The following is a 16,973-nucleotide window of genomic DNA, read 5'->3' as shown; positions in this document are numbered from 1 at the left end:
TGTGTCGTCAGCATTCCTTGGGATCGACGAGGCCGTTGCTGCGGGCGACGATCTCGTAGTTCCCGCCCTTCGCGACGGCGGTGTACATCTTCATCTTGCAGTGCCGCTTTCCGGGCACCATCTCGGCCGGCCCGCCCGGACCTTCCGCGATCTTGGCGTGGTCGAGCGCGGCGGCGACCGACTCGCGATCGATCTTGCCCGCTTCCTTGACGGCGGCTTCCCACAGCTTGAGGCCGCGATAGGTGCCGGTGGCGGCGCTGCCGGCGGCGAACAGGAAGTTGCCCGGGAAATCCTTCTCGTACGCGGCCTGGATTTTCGCGTCGAACGGGTTCTCCTTGGTCAGCACCTTGAAATAGTCGAGGCAGCTCGCGAGGCCCTCGATCTCCGCGGCCTGGTTGATGTTGAGCGTGTTCTCGTCATAGTAGACGCAGGCGAGCCGCCCACCGTTCTTGAGGAAGCCCGCTTCATAGAGCTGCTTGAAGAACGGACCGACGCCCGGCGGGATGACGGTGTTGAAGACGACGTCGACCTTGTTGGAGATGATGCGGTTGACCGTCGAAGAGAAGTCGACCTGGTCGAGCGGGTAATATTCCTCGAACACGACCTCGCCGCCGTTAGCTTCGATCACCTTGCGGGCGTAGACGTTGAGTGTGTGCGGCCAGACGTAGTTGGCGCTGGGCAGCGCGAACTTCTTGCCGCCGTTCTTGATCAGCCAGGGGATGAACTCGTCGCACTGCTGCGCCGGCGTCGGGCCGGTGCAGAACAGGTAGGGCGTGCACTCCTTGCCTTCGTAGAGCTGCGGATAGATGTAGAGCGTCTTGCCGCGGGCGACGATCGGATCCTTGATCGCGTTGCGCATCGACGAGGTGATGCCGCCGAGCACCATGTCGACCTTGTCGCGCTGGATCAGCTTTCGCACGTTGCCGACGGCGACGGATTCGTTGGACGCGGTGTCCTCGATGTAGAGCTCGAGCGGCCGGCCGAGCAGGCCGCCGGCCGCGTTGATCTCCTTGATCACCATCTTGGCGACGTTGGCGTCGGCGTTGCCGGCATAGGCGATGGGGCCGGTGAGGTCGGTGGCGATGCCGACCTTGATCGGGCCCTCGGCCGCATTGGCCCAGGGCGCCGGGATCACCCAGCTGCCGACACCGGTTGCAACCGCGCCGGACGCAAAGGCGAAATTGGAGAGGAAACGACGTCGCGTGAGCTGAGTACGATCGAGCATGTGATTAAACCCCTTTTCCAGCGATGAGGCCCTGCGGGCGGAATTTGATGAAGACAATGGCGAGCACGAAGACGAGGACGTCGGCGACGACGGGCGCCATCACCCAGGGCAAAGCGGCGCTGAGCGTGCCGATGACGCCGGCGCCGGCGACCGGGCCGATGAAGGAGCCGACGCCGCCGACCATGACCGCGACGAAGCCCTGGATCAGGAAGCGCAGCCCGAGATCGGCATAGAGGCTGAACACCGGCACGATCAGCGCGCCGGCAAGCCCGGCGAGCGCGGAGCCGAACGCGAAGGTGGCGCCGTACATCAAGGGCGTGGAGATGCCGGAGGCGCGCGCCAGCGACGGGTTCTCCAGCGTGGCGCGCATGCGCAGGCCGAAGCTGGTGCGCGAGAGCAGCAGGTAACAGCCGGCCATCACCAGGAGCGTGACGACGATGATGGTAAAGCGCCAGGCCGAGATGTGGATGGAGCCGATGTCGATCGAGCCGCCGATCGGCTCCGGCACGGTGAGATAGAAGCCGCCGATCAGCCCGCGCACGGATTCGCGGATGATCAGGCCGAGCGCATAGGTGCCGAGCATGGCGACGATGGGGGCGGCGTAGAAGCGGCGGATGATCAGCGCTTCCAGCACGAAGCCGAGCGCGCCGACGACGAAGGGCGCCGCGACCATGCCGGCCCAGATCGGCAGGCCCCTGGCATAGGCGAGATAGGTGACGTAGGCGCCGAGCAGGACGAACTCGCCTTGCGCGAAGTTGAAGATGCCCATCATGCTGGCGATGATCCCGAGCCCCAGCACGATCAAAACGATGATCGCCCCGAAGCTCAGGATCTCGAACGTCGCGACGAACGCATTAGCCATGCGCCGGAGCCTTTCCCGTTCCGATGGAATCGGAACGGGCCTCTAGAATGCAGTTTTGACGCGTTTTCCTGACGCGAACCGGGGTCCAGTTCGCGCGAAAACGCCCTGGTGCTCTACCCACCTGCATCGACACCTCGTTCACATCTTCTTCCAGTCGCCGACCTGCTCGAAGGCATGAGCGGCGCGATAGATCGTGGATTCCTCGAACATGCGGCCGACCAGCATCAGGCCGACGGGCAAGCCATCGACCATGCCGCAGGGCAGCGACATCGCGGGGTGATGGGTGATGTCGAACGGCGCGGTGTTGGAGATCATCTCGAGCGCGCGGGCGACGTACTCCTCGCGGCTGGCATTGGGCTCCGGCAGCCTGGTCGCCTTCATCGGCGTGGTCGGCATCAGCAGGAGATCGTAATCCCTGAACGCCTTGTCGTAGGCCGCGGTCAGGCGGCGCGAGATGTTGAGCGCCTTGCCGTAGAAGCGTGGACCGAAATTGTTGTTGATGTAGGTGCCGAGCATCATGAACAGCTTCGTGGTCTCCGACAGCGAATCGGCCTGCCGGCGCCAGCCACGGTGGAAATCCATCAGCGAGGTCGAATAGAGGTCGCCGCGGCTGAGGCCGTAGCCGTCGCCGAACATCATGGTCTGCGTCAGGCCTTCGGTGCCGATCGGGGTCCAGATCGCGCCGCCCAGGAGGTGCATCGGGATCGAGACGGTCTCGACGGTGGCGCCGAGATCCTTGAAACGCTTTGCCGCCTCGCGCACGCTTTCATTCACCGCGGCCTCTGCGCCCGGCTGCTCAAAACCTTCCTTGAGGATGCCGATCTTCATGCCCTTGACGCCCTGACCGAGCGCCTTGGTGTATTCCTCGACCTTCGGAGCCTTGATGCGAGGATCGTAGCCGTCATCGCCGGCGAGCACTTCGAGCAGCAGCGCGTTGTCGGCGACCGTCGCGGTCATCGGGCCGGTATGGTCGACATAGATCTCGATCGGCATGATTCCGGTATAGGGCACGAGGCCCCAGGTCGGCTTCATCCCGTAGATGCCGCAGAACGAGGACGGCATGCGGATCGAGCCGCCCTGATCGCCGCCGATCGCCATGTCGACCTCGCCGAGCGCGACCACGACGCCCGAGCCCGACGACGAGCCGCCGGCCGAGTAACCCATCTTGTGCGGATTATGCACCGGTCCGTAGGATCCGGTGTGGCTGCCGCCGGACAGGCAGAAGTGCTCGCAATGCACCTTGCCCTTGATCTCTGCGCCGGCATCCAGCATGCGCGTGACGATAGTGGCGTCGAAATCGGGCACATAGCCTTCCAGCGTCGACGATCCGTTGGTCATGGGAACGCCGGCCAGCATGATGTTGTCCTTCAGCGCAACGGTCTTGCCCTTGAGCTTGCCGCTGGCGGCACCTTTCACGGTCGATTTGCGATACCAGGCATTGCGCGGGTTCTCTTCCGGCGAGGGGCGGTAGCCGGGCGTGCGCGGGTACTTCACCTCCGGCACCTCGTCCGGCATCGTGGCAACGAGATTGTAGGCCTCGATCGAGCCCTGCATCAGGCCGCGGAACGAGGTGACGTCGTCGTCGGACAGCGAAAGGCCGCACTGCTCGGCGACGCTGCGAAGTTGGGCGGGCGTGGGAAGGACAACTGTCACGGCGCTCTCCTTGAAGGTTTCTTGATCCCTGGCGTTGAACGGAAGCCTTCCGCCCGCGCCTGCACGGCGCGGGCCAATCTGGCTTCGCGGCGATACTACAGACGGAAATATTTTCCTTTTCAAGTATTATTTCGCTAGACGGCTGCGACGTATCGGCGGCCGCACTCAGAACGTCTTGATGATCCTGAAGTCGAGACCGTCGGCTTCAGCGAAGTACATCGGCATCTCGGCGCGGCCGTCGCGAACAGTCACGGGACCGCGGCCGGCCGAATAGACGGTGTTGCGCGCGGCCTTCAGGAGCGGACGAAACGCCAGCGAGCCGGCGCGGTTGGCCACGGACTCCAGGAAGCGCAACCCTTCATAATTCGACTGGCCGACGGAGCCGACCGGCGGCGCATTGGCGCCGAACATCGCTTCGTATCCGCTGAGGAACTCGTCGTTGGCACGTGAAGCCATGCAATTGAAATAGCCGGAGGCGCAGAACAGATTCTCGGTGTTGTCGGCGCCGATGCCGAGCAGCACGGTCTCGTCCATCGCGCCCCCGAGCCGCAGCGTCGAGGTGGCGAGGCCCGCTTCGGCGAAGGCGCGGTTGAAGGTGATGCTGTCGGTGCCGATCAGGGAGATCAGCACCACGTCCGGCCTGGCGGCGCGGATGCGCGCCAGATGCGGCTCGTGATTGTCCTCGCCGACCGGGACGAACTCCTCGCCGACGACCTGGCCGCCCGCTTCCTTGATGTAGCGCTTGACCGCGCGATGCGACTGCCACGGCCAGACGTAATCGCTGCCGATCAGGTACCAGCGCGCCGCCTTCTTGACCTCCGCGAGCCAATGAATCGACGGTCGGTTCTGCCAGCGCGGCGTCTCGCCGATCGCCATGACGCCCGGCGTGCGCTCGCCGCCTTCATAGACCGGGGTGTAGATATAGGGGATGCGGTTGCCGGTGACCTCGCGCAGCGCGACGCGGACAGCGCTGATATGCGAGCCCATGATGAGGTCGACCTCGTCGAAGGCGATCGCCTGCTCGGCGCGGCGCACCACGTCTTCGATCGGGCCGCCGGAATCGTAGATCGACAGCTCCAGCTCGCGACCCAGAATGCCGCCGCGTTTGTTGATCTCGGCGACCGCCAGCATCGCGCTGTTGGTGGAACTCGGGCCCCAGATTCCGGGCGAGCCGGTGAAGGTAAGGAAGTTGCCGATGCGCAGCTTGTTGCGCGCGCCGCGCCGCTTCATGAAATGCGCATCGACCGGGGACAGGTCAAAATCCGTCGCCGACGACGACAAATTCCTGAACAGCAGGGACGGCGGCAACGCCGGGCCGCCATGAGCCGGGAAGTTTACCGTCGCGCGCACGCCAACTCCTGTCCGGGACCAGACCTGAAAGCACATTCTTCGGGCGGCTGCGGCTTCCGCCCTTTTGTTAGGCAATGATCCTATTTTGAAAATATTGAATGTTCAAGAATTGAAGTGCATATAGATGCAGCATCGATTGCAAGACATTCACTCATTTGGGTCAAGACGAAGTCTTAGCCGTGGCAAAACCGTCGAAAGAAAACATCCCGATCACCGAACACCTCGCCTACCTGCTCGCGCAAGCTAACCGGGAGATCAACCGACAGCTCGAACTGCGGTTGAGCAAGGAGGGCGTGCCGGTCGAGCAATGGCGCATCCTGAAAGTGCTGTCGGATGGCAACGGCCATTCGATGGGCGAGCTTGCAGATGCCGTGCTGCTCAACCATCCGACATTGACCAAGATGATCGACCGCATGGTGTCCGACACGCTGGTCTATCGCGTGCAGGACCCGAACGACCGCCGCAAGGTCCTGATGTTCATCTCCGACCGCGGCAAGGGGCTGTGCAAGAAGCTCAACTCGCTCGCGGTGGACCAGGAGGAGCACATCCTTGAGAGCTACGGCGACAAGTCGACCAGCGAGCTCAAGCGGCTGCTGGAGAGCCTGATCGATAGTTCGAATTGAGGCAAGCGGCTCTCGCGTGAGAATGACGCAACCAGCCCCGGCGATGGGGCGGGCTTTGCGCCACACCCATAGCTGTCATCGCCCGAATCGGGCGATCCAGTATTCCCGAGAAGGATGTGATTGAGCCGAGAGGCCGCGGCGTACTGGGTCGCCCGGTCCAGTGCGCACTTGCGCGCGAACCGGGCGACGACAGCGGAGGTTGGGGCCGCGACGTCGCGCTTCATGCCCGCGTAGCTAGCCGCTAAGCATACCTGCCGTGGCAGTGCTTGTACTTCTTGCCTGAGCCGCAAGGGCAGTCCTCGTTGCGGCCGATCTTGCCCCAGCTGGCTGGGTTCTTCGGATCGCGTAGCGACGCATCCGTGGCCGGGGCGCCGAGGGTGACGCTGGCAAGCGCCATTTCGTCTTCGCCGGTATTCGGGTCGAACTTGTGCGCCTCCATCGGCGGCAGCACGGGAGCTTCCTGCTCCGGCGGGACGATCTCGACCCGCATCAGCTGCGCCGTGACCGCCTCACGCAAGTGAGCGCTCATCTCCTGGAAGAGATTGAAGGCTTCGGTCTTGTATTCCTGCAACGGATCGCGCTGGCCGTAGCCGCGGAGACCAATGACCTGGCGCAGATGGTCGAGCATGATCAGATGCTCGCGCCAGAGATGGTCGAGCGTCTGGAGCAGGATGGTCTTCTCGACGTAACGCATCACGTCGGGACCCCATTGCCCGACCTTGGCTGCCATGTGCTCGTCGGCCCTGGTCTCGATGCGGGAGAGCAGCTCCTCGTCGGCGATGCCCTCTTCCTTGGCCCATTCGTCGACCGGCAGGTCGAGATCGAGCACGCGCTTCAGTTCGTCCTTCAGACCCGCGACGTCCCACTGCTCGGCATAGGCATGCTCGGGCACGTGCTTGGCGACGAGGTCGTCGATGAAGGCGTGGCGCATGTCGGTGACGGTCTCGGCGACGCTCTCGTCCTTCATCAGCTCGACGCGCTGATCGAAGATCACCTTGCGCTGGTCGTTCTGGACGTTGTCGAACTTGAGGAGGTTCTTGCGGATGTCGAAGTTGCGCGCCTCGACCTTCTGCTGCGCCTTCTCCAGGGCCTTGTTGATCCAGGGATGGATGATGGCCTCGCCCTCTTGCAGGCCGAGACGCTGGAGCATGCTGTCGAGACGGTCCGAGCCGAAGATCCGCATCAGGTCGTCTTCGAGCGACAGGAAGAATTTCGAGCGGCCGGGGTCGCCCTGACGGCCGGAACGGCCGCGCAGCTGGTTGTCGATACGGCGGGATTCGTGGCGCTCGGAGCCGATGATGTAGAGGCCGCCGGGCTTCTTCACGGTCTTGGCGGGCTTGGATCCCTTCGCCGGCTCGATCTCGACGGTCTCCTCGGCCTTCAGCACGATTTCGCGGAAGCGCTCGATGTCGGCCTTGATCTGCTCGATCTTCTTCGCCTTCTCGGCCTCGTCGGTGATGCCCGCGGTCTCCTGCTGGATGCGCATCTCCAGCGAGCCGCCGAGCTTGATGTCGGTGCCGCGGCCGGCCATGTTGGTGGCGATCGTGATCGCGCCGGGCACGCCGGCTTCCGCGACGATGTAGGCCTCCTGCTCGTGGAAGCGCGCGTTCAGCACCGCGAACAGCTTCGCCTGCTTGCCGGCGCGGGCCGCGGCATAGAGCTTGTCGAGCGCGCCCTCCTTGCCGAAATCGATCTGCTTGTAGCCGTTCTTCTTCAGGAATTCGGCAAGCACCTCCGATTTCTCGATCGACGCCGTGCCGACCAGCACGGGCTGGAGCCGCGAATTGGCGCGCTCGATCTCGGCGAGAATGGCTGCGTATTTCTCCTGCTGGGTACGATAGACCTCGTCGTCCTCGTCGAGGCGCGCGACCGACAAATTGGTCGGAATCTCCACGACCTCGAGCTTGTAGATGTCGAACAATTCGTCCGCTTCGGTCGCGGCCGTGCCGGTCATGCCCGCCAGCTTCTCGTACATGCGGAAGTAGTTCTGGAAGGTGATCGAGGCGAGCGTCTGGTTCTCGGGCTGGACCTGGACGTGCTCCTTGGCCTCCAGCGCCTGGTGCAGGCCTTCCGAATAGCGGCGGCCCGGCATCATGCGTCCGGTGAACTCGTCGATGATGACGACCTCGTTGTCGCGGACGATGTAGTCCTTGTCGCGCGTGAACAGGGTGTGGGCGCGCAGGGCCTGGTTGATGTGGTGCACGACGGAGACGTTTTCGACGTCGTAGAGCGACTCGCCCTTGAGCTGGCCGGCGTCGCGCAGCAGGGTCTCGATCTTCTCCATGCCGGCTTCGGTCAGCGTCACCGTGCGCTGCTTCTCGTCGACGTCGTAATCGGTCTTGTCGAGCTTGGGCAGGAAGCCGTCGATGGTGTTGTAGAAATCGGAGCGGTCGTCGAGCGGGCCGGAAATGATCAGCGGCGTGCGCGCCTCGTCGATCAGGATGGAGTCGACCTCGTCGACGATGGCGAAGAAGTGCGGCCGCTGGACCATGTCCTCGAGCCGGTACTTCATGTTGTCGCGCAAGTAGTCGAAGCCGTATTCGTTGTTGGTGCCGTAGGTGATGTCGCAGGCATAGGCCGCCTTGCGCTCGGCATCGTCGAGGCCGTGCACGATCACGCCGGTGGTCATGCCGAGGAAGCCGTAGATCTGGCCCATCCAGCCGGAGTCGCGGCGGGCGAGGTAGTCGTTGACGGTGACGACATGGACGCCCTTGCCGGCGAGCGCATTGAGGTAGACCGCGAGCGTCGCGACCAGCGTCTTGCCTTCGCCGGTCTTCATCTCGGCGATGTCGCCCTCGTGCAGCACCATGCCGCCGATCAGCTGGACGTCGAAATGACGCTGGCCGAGCGTGCGCTTGGCCGCCTCGCGCACGGTGGCGAAGGCCGGTACCAGGAGATCGTCGAGCGTCTTGCCTTCGGCGAGCTGCTTCTTGAACTCGGCGGTGCGCGCTTTCAGCGCCTCGTCGGACAGCTTGGAGACTTCGGGCTCCAGCGCGTTGATCGCGTTGACGCGGGACTGATATCCCTTCACCCGCCGGTCGTTGGCGGAGCCGAAAAACTTGCGGGCGAGCGCGCCGATCATGCCTAGTTCCTGTGTTCGCGATTTAACCGCGTTGCAGCCAAGAAGTTGTCACCCACCTGCCTATCAACTCACCGTGACGCCCCGCGGCATCAGAGCCCGGACTGCGGGTTCATCCGCCATATGGGTGGGAATTGGGCAAGTCTGGGTTCAACGGCCAAAAACGCAGCAAAATAAACGCCATCGCCATGGTCGCGACCGGGCAGAGATATGGCCCGGTCAGGGCCTTGTCAACGGCGGGCGCGTTGCGGCTAATTCATCATTTTGACAGACTTTTCGCGTTGCCAAGCCCCCCTGAATTGGGCGAGTGTCCGCCCCGCTCGAGCAGCCCCCTGCTTCAACATAAGGATTTTCCATGACCACCTCGTTCCCGGTAACCACCGGCCAGCGCTTCCGGCATGCGTCGGCCCTGGCTGGCAGCCTCGCCCTGGCGCTGTCCCTGGCGTTCGCGGGCCCGCTCCGGGCCGCTGACGATCCGGTGCTGGCGAAGGTCAATGGCGCGGAAATCAAGAAGAGCGACGTCACCATGGCCGAGGAGGAACTCGGGCCGAGCCTCGCCCAGATGGACCCGGCGACCAAGGACGAGAACGTCCTGTCCTTCCTGATCGACATGAAGATCGTCAGCAAGGCTGCCGAAGACAAGAAGATCGCCGACAGCGAGGAGTTCAAGAAGCGCCTGGCATTCGCCCGCAACCGGCTCCTGATGGACAGCCTGCTCGCCAATGAGGGCAAGGCCGCCACCACGCCGGACGCCATGAAGAAGGTCTACGAGGAAGCCGCCAAGCAGATCACCGGCGAGCAGGAGGTGCGCGCCCGCCACATCCTGGTCGAGACCGAGGACGAGGCCAAGGCGGTGAAGGCCGAGCTCGACAAGGGCGCCGATTTCGCCGAGCTCGCCAAGAAGAAGTCCAAGGACCCGGGCTCCGCCGATGGCGGCGACCTCGGCTTCTTCACCAAGGAGCAAATGGTGCCGGAGTTCTCGGCCGTGGCGTTCTCGCTCGAGCCCGGCAAGATCTCCGACCCCGTGAAGTCGCAGTTCGGCTGGCACATCATCAAGGTCGAGGAAAAGCGCAACCGCAAGGCGCCCGATTTCGAGCAGGTCAAGGCCCAGATCGAGCAGTACGTGACCCGCAAGGCTCAGGCCGAGTATGTCGCCAAGCTGCGCACCGAAGCCAAGGTCGAGCGGCTCGACCAGCCGGCGGCGGATGCGTCCAAGGACGCCAAGTCCGATGCGAAGCCGGCGGACACTGCCAAGCCGTCCGACAGCAAGATGGCGCCCCCGGCGAAGAAGTAAGAATTCGCTGTCACTTCGCTGACGCCAAGAGTATCTAAGCTTTCGTGATGCCCGGCCCTGAGCGCGAAGCGCGTCTTCGCATATTGGGGCCGGGCATCTGCTTATCCAGATTCCACGAAGGCGCCTCGCGATGTCCTCCTCCGTCTCTCCCCTCGCCCCCAAAACCGTTCCCGACATGCCCGTGATCGCGGGCATCCGTCTTGCGACGGCCGAAGCCGGCATCCGCTACAAGAACCGCACCGACGTGCTGCTGGCGGTGATGGACAAGGGCACCGCGGTGGCCGGCGTCTTCACCAAGTCGAAATGCCCCTCCGCCCCGGTGGAATGGTGCCGCGCCAAGCTGAAGGGCGGCAAGGCCCGCGCGCTCGTGGTCAATTCCGGCAATGCCAATGCCTTCACCGGCAAGACCGGCCACGCCTCCACCGCGCTGACCGCGAAGATCGCCGCCAAGGCGGTCGGCTGCAGCGAGAGCGAGATCTTCCTCGCCTCGACCGGCGTGATCGGCGAGCCGCTGGATGCGACCAAGTTCGACGGCGTGCTCGGCCGCCTCGCCGAGACCGCCGAGCCCGGCGACTATCTCGCCGCGGCCAAGGCGATCATGACGACCGACACATTCCCGAAAGTCGCGACCGCGACCGTCAAGCTCGGCAAGGCCAAGGTCACCATCAACGGCATGGCCAAGGGCGCCGGCATGATCGCCCCCGACATGGCGACGATGCTGTCCTTCATCTTCACCGACGCCCCGATCGCGCCGGCCGCGCTGCAGGCGCTGCTCAAGAGCGGCGTGGAGGATACCTTCAATGCGGTGACGATCGACGGCGACACGTCGACGTCGGACACGCTGCTGGCTTTCGCGACCGGCGCCGCCGCCGGGCATGGCGCACCGAAGATCAGCCGCGCCAGCGATCCGCGCCTGAAGGCCTTCGTCAAAGCCTTCAACCAGGTGCTTGCCAACCTCGCCGAGCAGGTGGCGCGCGACGGCGAAGGCGCGCGCAAGCTGGTCGAGATCACGGTCGAGGGCGCCAAGACCAAGGCCTCGGCGCGCAAGATCGCGATGTCGATCGCCAACTCGCCACTGGTGAAGACCGCGATCGCGGGCGAAGACGCCAATTGGGGGCGCGTGGTGATGGCGGTCGGCAAGGCCGGCGAGCCGGCCGATCGCGACAAGCTCTCGATCTCGTTCAACGGCATCCGCGTCGCCAGGAGCGGCGCGCGCGATCCTGACTATGACGAAGCGCAGGTGTCGGAAGCGATGAAGGCGCCGGAGATCGCGATCAAGGTCTCGCTCGGCCTCGGCAAGGGCCGCGACCGTGTGCTGACCTGCGACCTCACCAAGGAATACGTCGCGATCAACGGGGATTACAGGTCCTGATCGGATGGCCGAACTGAAGCTCACCCTCGTCGTGGCCTGCGCGCTGGTCGATGCCGACAAGCGCGTCCTGATCGCGCAACGTCCCGAGGGCAAGCAGCTGGCCGGCCTCTGGGAATTTCCCGGCGGCAAGCTCGAGCCGGGCGAGCGGCCGGAGCAGAGCCTGATCCGCGAGCTCCATGAGGAGCTCGGCATCACCGTCGCCGAGCCATGTCTCGCGCCGCTGACTTTCGCCAGCTACGGCTACGAGACCTTTCACCTCCTGATGCCGCTCTACATCTGCCGGCGCTGGGAGGGCCTGGTGACGCCGCGCGAAGGGCAAAACCTCGCCTGGGTCCGCGCCAACAAGCTGCGCGACTATCCGATGCCGCCGGCGGACATTCCGCTGATCCCGCATTTGATCGATCTGCTGATGTGAGGTCGTAACGGCGGCGTCGATTATTCGGTCGTCATTCCGGGGCGCGCAACGCGCGAACCCGGAATGACGTTGGAAACGCCTACGTCTCCCCCGCCTTCTTCACCGCTTCCGCCAGACTCGCCTTGGCTGACCCGGGCTTGAGCGGCTGCTGCTGGCTCGCATGCGGGGCCCAGCCGGACAGCCAGATGATGTCGAATGTCGCACGGATGCGGCCGTCGGCATCGGCAAAGCGCTCCGTGTAGATTTCGGCCATCCGCAGCAGCGTCGCGCGCCGGCTCGGCGTGCGGCGGCGTTCGATCAGCACGTTGGCCGCGCCCATGCGGCGGAGATCCTGCATCAGCGCGAACGCGTTGGCATAGCGCACCACGACGCGGTCGACGTCGGTCACCGGCAACGCAAAGCCCGCCCGCTGCAACAGAGCGCCGATGTCGCGCAGGTCGGCGAACGGCGCCACGCGCGGCGACACGCCGCCCTCGCATTCGGCTTCCGCCGCGGCAAAGGCTTGCCGCAGCTCGGTCAGACTGTCGCCGCCGATCATCGCGGCGAGCAGCAGGCCGTCCGGCTTCAGCGCCCGGCGAACCTGCGCAAGCACACCCGGCAGGTCGTTGACGAATTGCAGTGCCAGCGCCGAGACGACGAGATCGAGGCTTTCCGGCGCGAAGGGCAGTGTCTCCGCGCCCGTCGCATCGGGTGCAATCCGCGCGATCGTCGGAAGCCGTGTGCGCAACGCCGCAAGCCCCTCGCCGGGCGTCCAGAGATCGGCCGGCGCGTGAAACTCGCGCATGACCGCAGCCAGCCGGTCGGACATGTCCTCGGCAGCACGATCGAGCAGGAATGTCACCTCGCCCTGCGCCCGTGCACGCCGCTGCCGCGCGTTCAGCAAGGCGCGATCGAACAAGGCGGGCGGGGTTTGCGGGGTCTGAGCCATGCCGCTGGTTACGCCGATCAGGCTGGCCATGGCAATCATTCTCGTGTCCCGGACGCGCTGCAGCGCTCTTTAGCGCTGCTGCGCAAACCCTGGGCCCCGGCTCAGCAGCGCAGCGCTGAAGGAGCGCTGCGCTGCGTCCGGGGCACGAGATGATGGCTTGAGCAATCTATGGTGCAACGCTAGCCTCCTCTCATGGAAGCCGAGACCAGCCCCAGCCGGTCCATCGCCGCGCCGCTGCGGGCCGCGTGGACGGCTGGCCGCCACGTGGTGTCGCGCGCGGCACGGCTCGCGCTCGACATCGCGCTGCCGACGCAGTGCGTATCCTGCCACGAGCCGGTCGACGGCGAGGGCGTTTGCGCTTCGTGCTGGGCGCGGCTGTCGTTCATCGAACGGCCCTACTGCCCGCGGCTCGGCATCCCCTTTGTCTATGACCCCGGCCCCGACATGCTGTCGATGGAGGCGATCGCGAGCCCGCCGGCCTACCAGCGCGCGCGGGCGGCGGTGCGTTACGACGACGTCGCGCGCACGCTGGTGCATGCGCTGAAATACCAGGATCGCACCGATCTGGCGCCAGCCATGGGCCGCTGGATGGCGCGCGCGGGCGGCGATCTGCTCAGCGGCGCCGACATGCTGGTGCCCGTTCCCCTGCATTGGCGGCGAGCCTGGCGCCGCCGCTACAACCAGTCCGGTGCGCTCGCGCGTGTCATCGCGCGGCAGAGCGGCGTCAAGGTGCAGAGCGAGGTGCTGCGCCGGGTGCGCGCCACCGAGCAGCAGATCGGCCTGTCGCGTGCCCAGCGCGCCACCAATGTGCAGGGCGCATTCCAGGTATCTCCCGACCGTCAGGCCGAGGTCCAGGGCCGCCGCATTGTCCTGGTCGACGACGTCCTGACGTCGGGAGCGACGCTGGATGCCTGCGCGCGGGTCCTGCTCCGCGCCAAAGCGGCCCAGGTCGACGTGCTGGTCTTCGCCCGGGTTGTCGAAAGCGGCCCCCGTCCCATATAGTTCAATGAATTCATGACATGAGAGCGCCAGACGAAATGACTGCTGCTGTCGAGATCTACACCCGGCCGGGCTGCGGCTATTGTTCCGCCGCCAAGTCGCTGCTGACCCGCAAGAAGGCGACCTTCACCGAATTCGACGTCGCCAAGAACCCGTCCTGGCGCCAGGAAATGTACGGCCGCGCCGGCCAAGGTTCGACTTTCCCGCAGATCTGGATCGGCGGCACCCATGTCGGCGGCTGCGACGAGCTCTATGCGCTCGACCGCGAAGGCAAGCTCGACGGCATGCTCGAGAGCGTCAAGGCCGTCTCATGAGCGAGAATCGCACCTTCACCGCGGCCATGGTGCAGATGCGCACCGGCCTGATGCCCGAGCCGAGCCTCGAACAGGCAACGAAGCTGATCCGGCAGGCTGCGGCCAACGGCGCCGACTACGTGCAGACGCCCGAAGTCAGCAACATGATGCAGCTGAACCGCAAGGCGTTGTTCGAGCATCTGCAGAGTGAAGAGGACGACGCTTCGCTGAAGGCCTACCGCGCGCTCGCGGCGGAATTGAAGATTCATCTGCATGTCGGCTCGCTGGCGCTGCGCTTCTCGCCGGAGAAGGCGGTCAACCGCTCCTTCCTGATCGGGCCCGAGGGCGATGTGCTCGCGAGCTACGACAAGATCCACATGTTCGACATCGAACTGCCGGACGGCGAGAGCTATCGCGAATCCGCCAATTACCAGCCGGGCGAAACCGCCGTGATCTCGGATCTGCCCTGGGGCCGCATCGGACTGACGATCTGCTACGATGTGCGCTTCCCGGCGCTCTACCGTGCGCTCGCCGAGAGCGGCGCGTATTTCATCACGGTGCCGTCGGCCTTCACCCGCAAGACCGGCGAAGCGCATTGGCACGTGCTGCTGCGCGCACGCGCGATCGAGACCGGCTGCTTCGTCTTCGCCGCGGCCCAGGCCGGCCTGCACGAGAACAAGCGCGAGACCTATGGCCATTCGCTGATCATCGATCCCTGGGGCGAGATCCTCGCCGAGGGCGACGTCGAGCCCGGCATCATCATGGCCAGGATCGATCCGGCCAAGGTCGAGACCGCCCGCCGGGCGATTCCATCGCTCCAGCATGGCCGCCGCTTCGGCGTCTCCGATCCCAAGGCGGCGCCCGATCATTTGCACCTTGTGCGGGGATCGGCATGATCCGCTACGCCCTTCGCTGCGACCGGGACCACGCCTTCGAGAGCTGGTTCCAGAGCTCGTCGGCCTATGATTCGCAGGTGAAGCGGAAGCTCGTGACCTGCCCGATCTGCGGCTCGGCCAAGGTCGAGAAGGCGATCATGGCGCCGCGCATCGTCGGCAAGAAGGGCCGTGGCCGCGCGACACCGCCGCCGGAGCCAGTCGCCACGGCCACGACGCCCGACGCAGCACCGTCAGGACCGACCTCGCTGCTGATGGCGCAGGAGCGCGAGCTGCGCGCCAAGCTCAAGGAGCTGCGCGATCATATCGTCAAGAACGCCGATAATGTCGGCGACCGCTTCGCCAACGAAGCCCGCGCGATGCATTACGGCGACAAGGAGCATCGGCCGATCTACGGCGAGGCCTCGCCCGACGAGGCCAAGTCGCTGATCGACGAAGGCATCGAGGTCTCGCCGCTGCCGGTGCTGCCGGAAGACCGGAACTAAGCTCCCACCAGCACCGCCACGCCGATCACGATCAGTGCGATGCCTGCAAGCTCGCGCGGTGCGATCGACTGCTTGAACGAGTAGTAGGCTACTCCTTGCGCGAACAGCACCTCGATCAGCGCGAGCGTGCGGACATTGGCGGCCGCCGTCAGCGCAAACGCCAGGAACCAGAATTGCGAGGCAAAGGCGCCCGTGAAGCCGGCGAGCATCGACGGCCGCCATAGTCCGAGGATTCCGCGCAACACGTCCGGCGCGCGCCAGAGCAGATAGATTGTCAGCACCAGCGTCTGCACGAACAGGCCAAGCACCAGCGTGAACGAGGCCGCAGTCACGAAGGAGACGCCGGGAACGTTGATGATCGCGCCGCGAAAACCGACAGCGGAGAGCGCGAACGCCGCCGCCGCGACGAGGCCGGTGATGGTCGGCTTCAATTCGGCAAAGCTCTTATCGCCGCCGGGCCGCAGCGCGGTAATGACGACGCCGATCGTCGCGATCACGATCGCCAGTACCTTCAGCCAGGTCAGGTGATCGCCGAGGAAGACGAAGCCGAAGATCGCGGTCTGGATCGCCTCGGTCTTCAGATACGCCGTCGTCACCACGAAGGAACGATCGTTCATCGCGAGCAGCATCAGGCCGGTGGCGACGATCTGGCTGAGCGCCCCTAACAGCAGCCACGGCCAGAACACCGTCGGCGGCATGCCGAGATGATCACCGGTGCCGATCAGCACCACCCCGAGAAACAGCAGCGAGAACGGAAAGCCGAACAGAAAGCGGATATTGGTCGCGCCCCAGGTCCCCAGCGGCTTCGTCAACGACCGCTGCATCGCATTGCGCGCGACCTGCCCGAGCGCAGCGATGACGGTGAAGGGAATCCAGAGACTGGCGATGGTGAGCATGAGGGTGGCGGTTGGAAAGACAGGGCGATTAGCGTGACGGGAACAGACTCACTGGTCAACCACATGGGCGTCATGGGTGCGATGCTCTCGCAACAGGCACACTGTCGTCCCTGCGAACGCAGGGACCCATAACCCCAGGGAGCAGTTTTGCGGAGGCTGCCAACCCGCGCATCCAACACCGTCCGCCATCGATGGATTCCGCGGTATGGGTCCCTGCGTTCGCAGGGACGACAGCATTTGCTTGGCAGCGCTCACACCGTCAAACCAAGAGATCGCTGAGGTCCCGCCACTCGGGGTTATCGCGCTCGATCAGCTCGATCTTCCAGTCGCGCTTCCAGCGTTTAAGCTGCTTTTCGCGGGCGATCGCCTCTTCCGCCCGTTCATACGCCTCAGTGTAGACGAGGCGGTGTACGCCGTAGCGCTTGACGAACTCCGAGCCCTTGCCGGCGCGGTGTTCCTCGAGGCGTTTCTGGAGCGAGTTGGTGATGCCGATGTACAGTGTTCCGTGACGGCGGCTGGCGAGGATGTAGACGTAGTACATGCTCGGAGCGCCTGTCTACGCTAACCACAGGGGCTGGTGGTTATGGGTCCCTGCGTTCGCAGGGA

The 16,973-nt window shown here is 64.9% G+C and carries 16 protein-coding genes; 8 read left to right on the top strand and 8 right to left on the bottom strand.

Annotation, left to right across the window (positions count from 1 at the left end; all coding sequences use genetic code 11):
• Nucleotides 1-7: 7 nt before the first annotated feature.
• From ACM42_RS30015 to ACM42_RS30000, 4 genes are all read right to left on the bottom strand, one after another.
• Entirely contained in the window at nucleotides 8-1,225 is a 1,218-nt protein-coding gene (locus tag ACM42_RS30015) for a substrate-binding protein (protein ID WP_271531233.1), read from the bottom strand.
• Nucleotides 1,226-1,229: 4 nt separating this feature from the next.
• Nucleotides 1,230-2,087 (bottom strand): branched-chain amino acid ABC transporter permease, encoded by an 858-nt coding sequence (locus ACM42_RS30010; protein ID WP_271531232.1) that lies wholly within the window; start codon nucleotides 2,085-2,087, stop codon nucleotides 1,230-1,232.
• A gap of 138 nt (nucleotides 2,088-2,225) precedes the next feature.
• A complete protein-coding gene (locus ACM42_RS30005; RefSeq protein WP_271531231.1) occupies nucleotides 2,226-3,740 on the bottom strand; it encodes an amidase in 1,515 nt (504 codons plus the stop codon).
• Between the two features lie 165 nt (nucleotides 3,741-3,905).
• On the bottom strand, nucleotides 3,906-5,090 hold the full coding sequence (locus ACM42_RS30000; RefSeq protein WP_271531230.1) for a substrate-binding domain-containing protein: 1,185 nt from the start codon (nucleotides 5,088-5,090) through the stop codon (nucleotides 3,906-3,908).
• A 179-nt stretch (nucleotides 5,091-5,269) separates the two neighbouring features.
• Between ACM42_RS30000 and ACM42_RS29995 the strand changes: the two genes are divergently transcribed.
• Nucleotides 5,270-5,713 carry a MarR family winged helix-turn-helix transcriptional regulator gene (locus ACM42_RS29995; protein WP_271531229.1) on the top strand — a complete coding sequence of 148 codons (444 nt, stop codon included), beginning with the start codon at nucleotides 5,270-5,272 and terminating at the stop codon, nucleotides 5,711-5,713.
• Between the two features lie 241 nt (nucleotides 5,714-5,954).
• On the opposite strand, the gene secA is transcribed toward ACM42_RS29995, so the two are convergent.
• A complete protein-coding gene (gene secA, locus ACM42_RS29990; RefSeq protein ID WP_271531228.1) occupies nucleotides 5,955-8,795 on the bottom strand; it encodes a preprotein translocase subunit SecA in 2,841 nt (946 codons plus the stop codon).
• A gap of 352 nt (nucleotides 8,796-9,147) precedes the next feature.
• Between secA and ACM42_RS29985 the strand changes: the two genes are divergently transcribed.
• The 3 genes from ACM42_RS29985 (at nucleotide 9,148) to ACM42_RS29975 (ending at nucleotide 11,873) form a co-directional block, all read left to right on the top strand.
• Entirely contained in the window at nucleotides 9,148-10,086 is a 939-nt protein-coding gene (locus tag ACM42_RS29985) for a peptidylprolyl isomerase (protein WP_271531227.1), read from the top strand.
• Nucleotides 10,087-10,216: 130 nt separating this feature from the next.
• A complete protein-coding gene (gene argJ / locus ACM42_RS29980; protein ID WP_271531226.1) occupies nucleotides 10,217-11,458 on the top strand; it encodes a bifunctional glutamate N-acetyltransferase/amino-acid acetyltransferase ArgJ in 1,242 nt (413 codons plus the stop codon).
• Between the two features lie 4 nt (nucleotides 11,459-11,462).
• Nucleotides 11,463-11,873, top strand: a complete 411-nt coding sequence (locus tag ACM42_RS29975; RefSeq protein WP_239620167.1) for a (deoxy)nucleoside triphosphate pyrophosphohydrolase — start codon at nucleotides 11,463-11,465, stop codon at nucleotides 11,871-11,873.
• A 79-nt stretch (nucleotides 11,874-11,952) separates the two neighbouring features.
• On the opposite strand, the gene ACM42_RS29970 is transcribed toward ACM42_RS29975, so the two are convergent.
• Nucleotides 11,953-12,831, bottom strand: a complete 879-nt coding sequence (locus ACM42_RS29970) for a methyltransferase domain-containing protein (protein ID WP_271532232.1) — start codon at nucleotides 12,829-12,831, stop codon at nucleotides 11,953-11,955.
• Between the two features lie 162 nt (nucleotides 12,832-12,993).
• Between ACM42_RS29970 and ACM42_RS29965 the strand changes: the two genes are divergently transcribed.
• The 4 genes from ACM42_RS29965 to ACM42_RS29950 are packed head-to-tail and all read left to right on the top strand — an operon-like array spanning nucleotide 12,994 to nucleotide 15,471.
• Complete coding sequence (locus ACM42_RS29965; protein ID WP_271531225.1) at nucleotides 12,994-13,803, top strand: ComF family protein; 810 nt, start codon at nucleotides 12,994-12,996, stop codon at nucleotides 13,801-13,803.
• A gap of 35 nt (nucleotides 13,804-13,838) precedes the next feature.
• Complete coding sequence (grxC, locus tag ACM42_RS29960; RefSeq protein ID WP_028177457.1) at nucleotides 13,839-14,114, top strand: glutaredoxin 3; 276 nt, start codon at nucleotides 13,839-13,841, stop codon at nucleotides 14,112-14,114.
• Nucleotides 14,111-14,989: a carbon-nitrogen hydrolase family protein gene (locus ACM42_RS29955; protein ID WP_271531224.1), complete on the top strand. Its 879-nt coding sequence runs from the start codon at nucleotides 14,111-14,113 to the stop codon at nucleotides 14,987-14,989. The genes grxC and ACM42_RS29955 overlap by 4 nt, the downstream gene beginning before the upstream one ends.
• On the top strand, nucleotides 14,986-15,471 hold the full coding sequence (locus tag ACM42_RS29950; protein WP_271531223.1) for a DUF1178 family protein: 486 nt from the start codon (nucleotides 14,986-14,988) through the stop codon (nucleotides 15,469-15,471). The genes ACM42_RS29955 and ACM42_RS29950 overlap by 4 nt, the downstream gene beginning before the upstream one ends.
• Here ACM42_RS29950 and ACM42_RS29945 read toward each other — a convergent pair.
• Complete coding sequence (locus tag ACM42_RS29945) at nucleotides 15,468-16,367, bottom strand: EamA family transporter (protein WP_271531222.1); 900 nt, start codon at nucleotides 16,365-16,367, stop codon at nucleotides 15,468-15,470. The two genes, ACM42_RS29950 and ACM42_RS29945, sit on opposite strands and share 4 nt — an antisense overlap.
• A 259-nt stretch (nucleotides 16,368-16,626) precedes the next feature.
• Nucleotides 16,627-16,908 (bottom strand): GIY-YIG nuclease family protein, encoded by a 282-nt coding sequence (locus ACM42_RS29940; RefSeq protein WP_271531221.1) that lies wholly within the window; start codon nucleotides 16,906-16,908, stop codon nucleotides 16,627-16,629.
• Between the last annotated feature and the right edge of the window lie 65 nt (nucleotides 16,909-16,973).

The sequence above is a fragment of the Bradyrhizobium sp. CCBAU 25338 genome, from assembly GCF_028128965.1.
Taxonomy (GTDB): Bacteria; Pseudomonadota; Alphaproteobacteria; order Rhizobiales; family Xanthobacteraceae; genus Bradyrhizobium; species Bradyrhizobium liaoningense.
The sequence above is the reverse complement of the archived record's forward strand: the minus strand, read 5'-3'. Positions and strand labels throughout refer to the sequence as shown.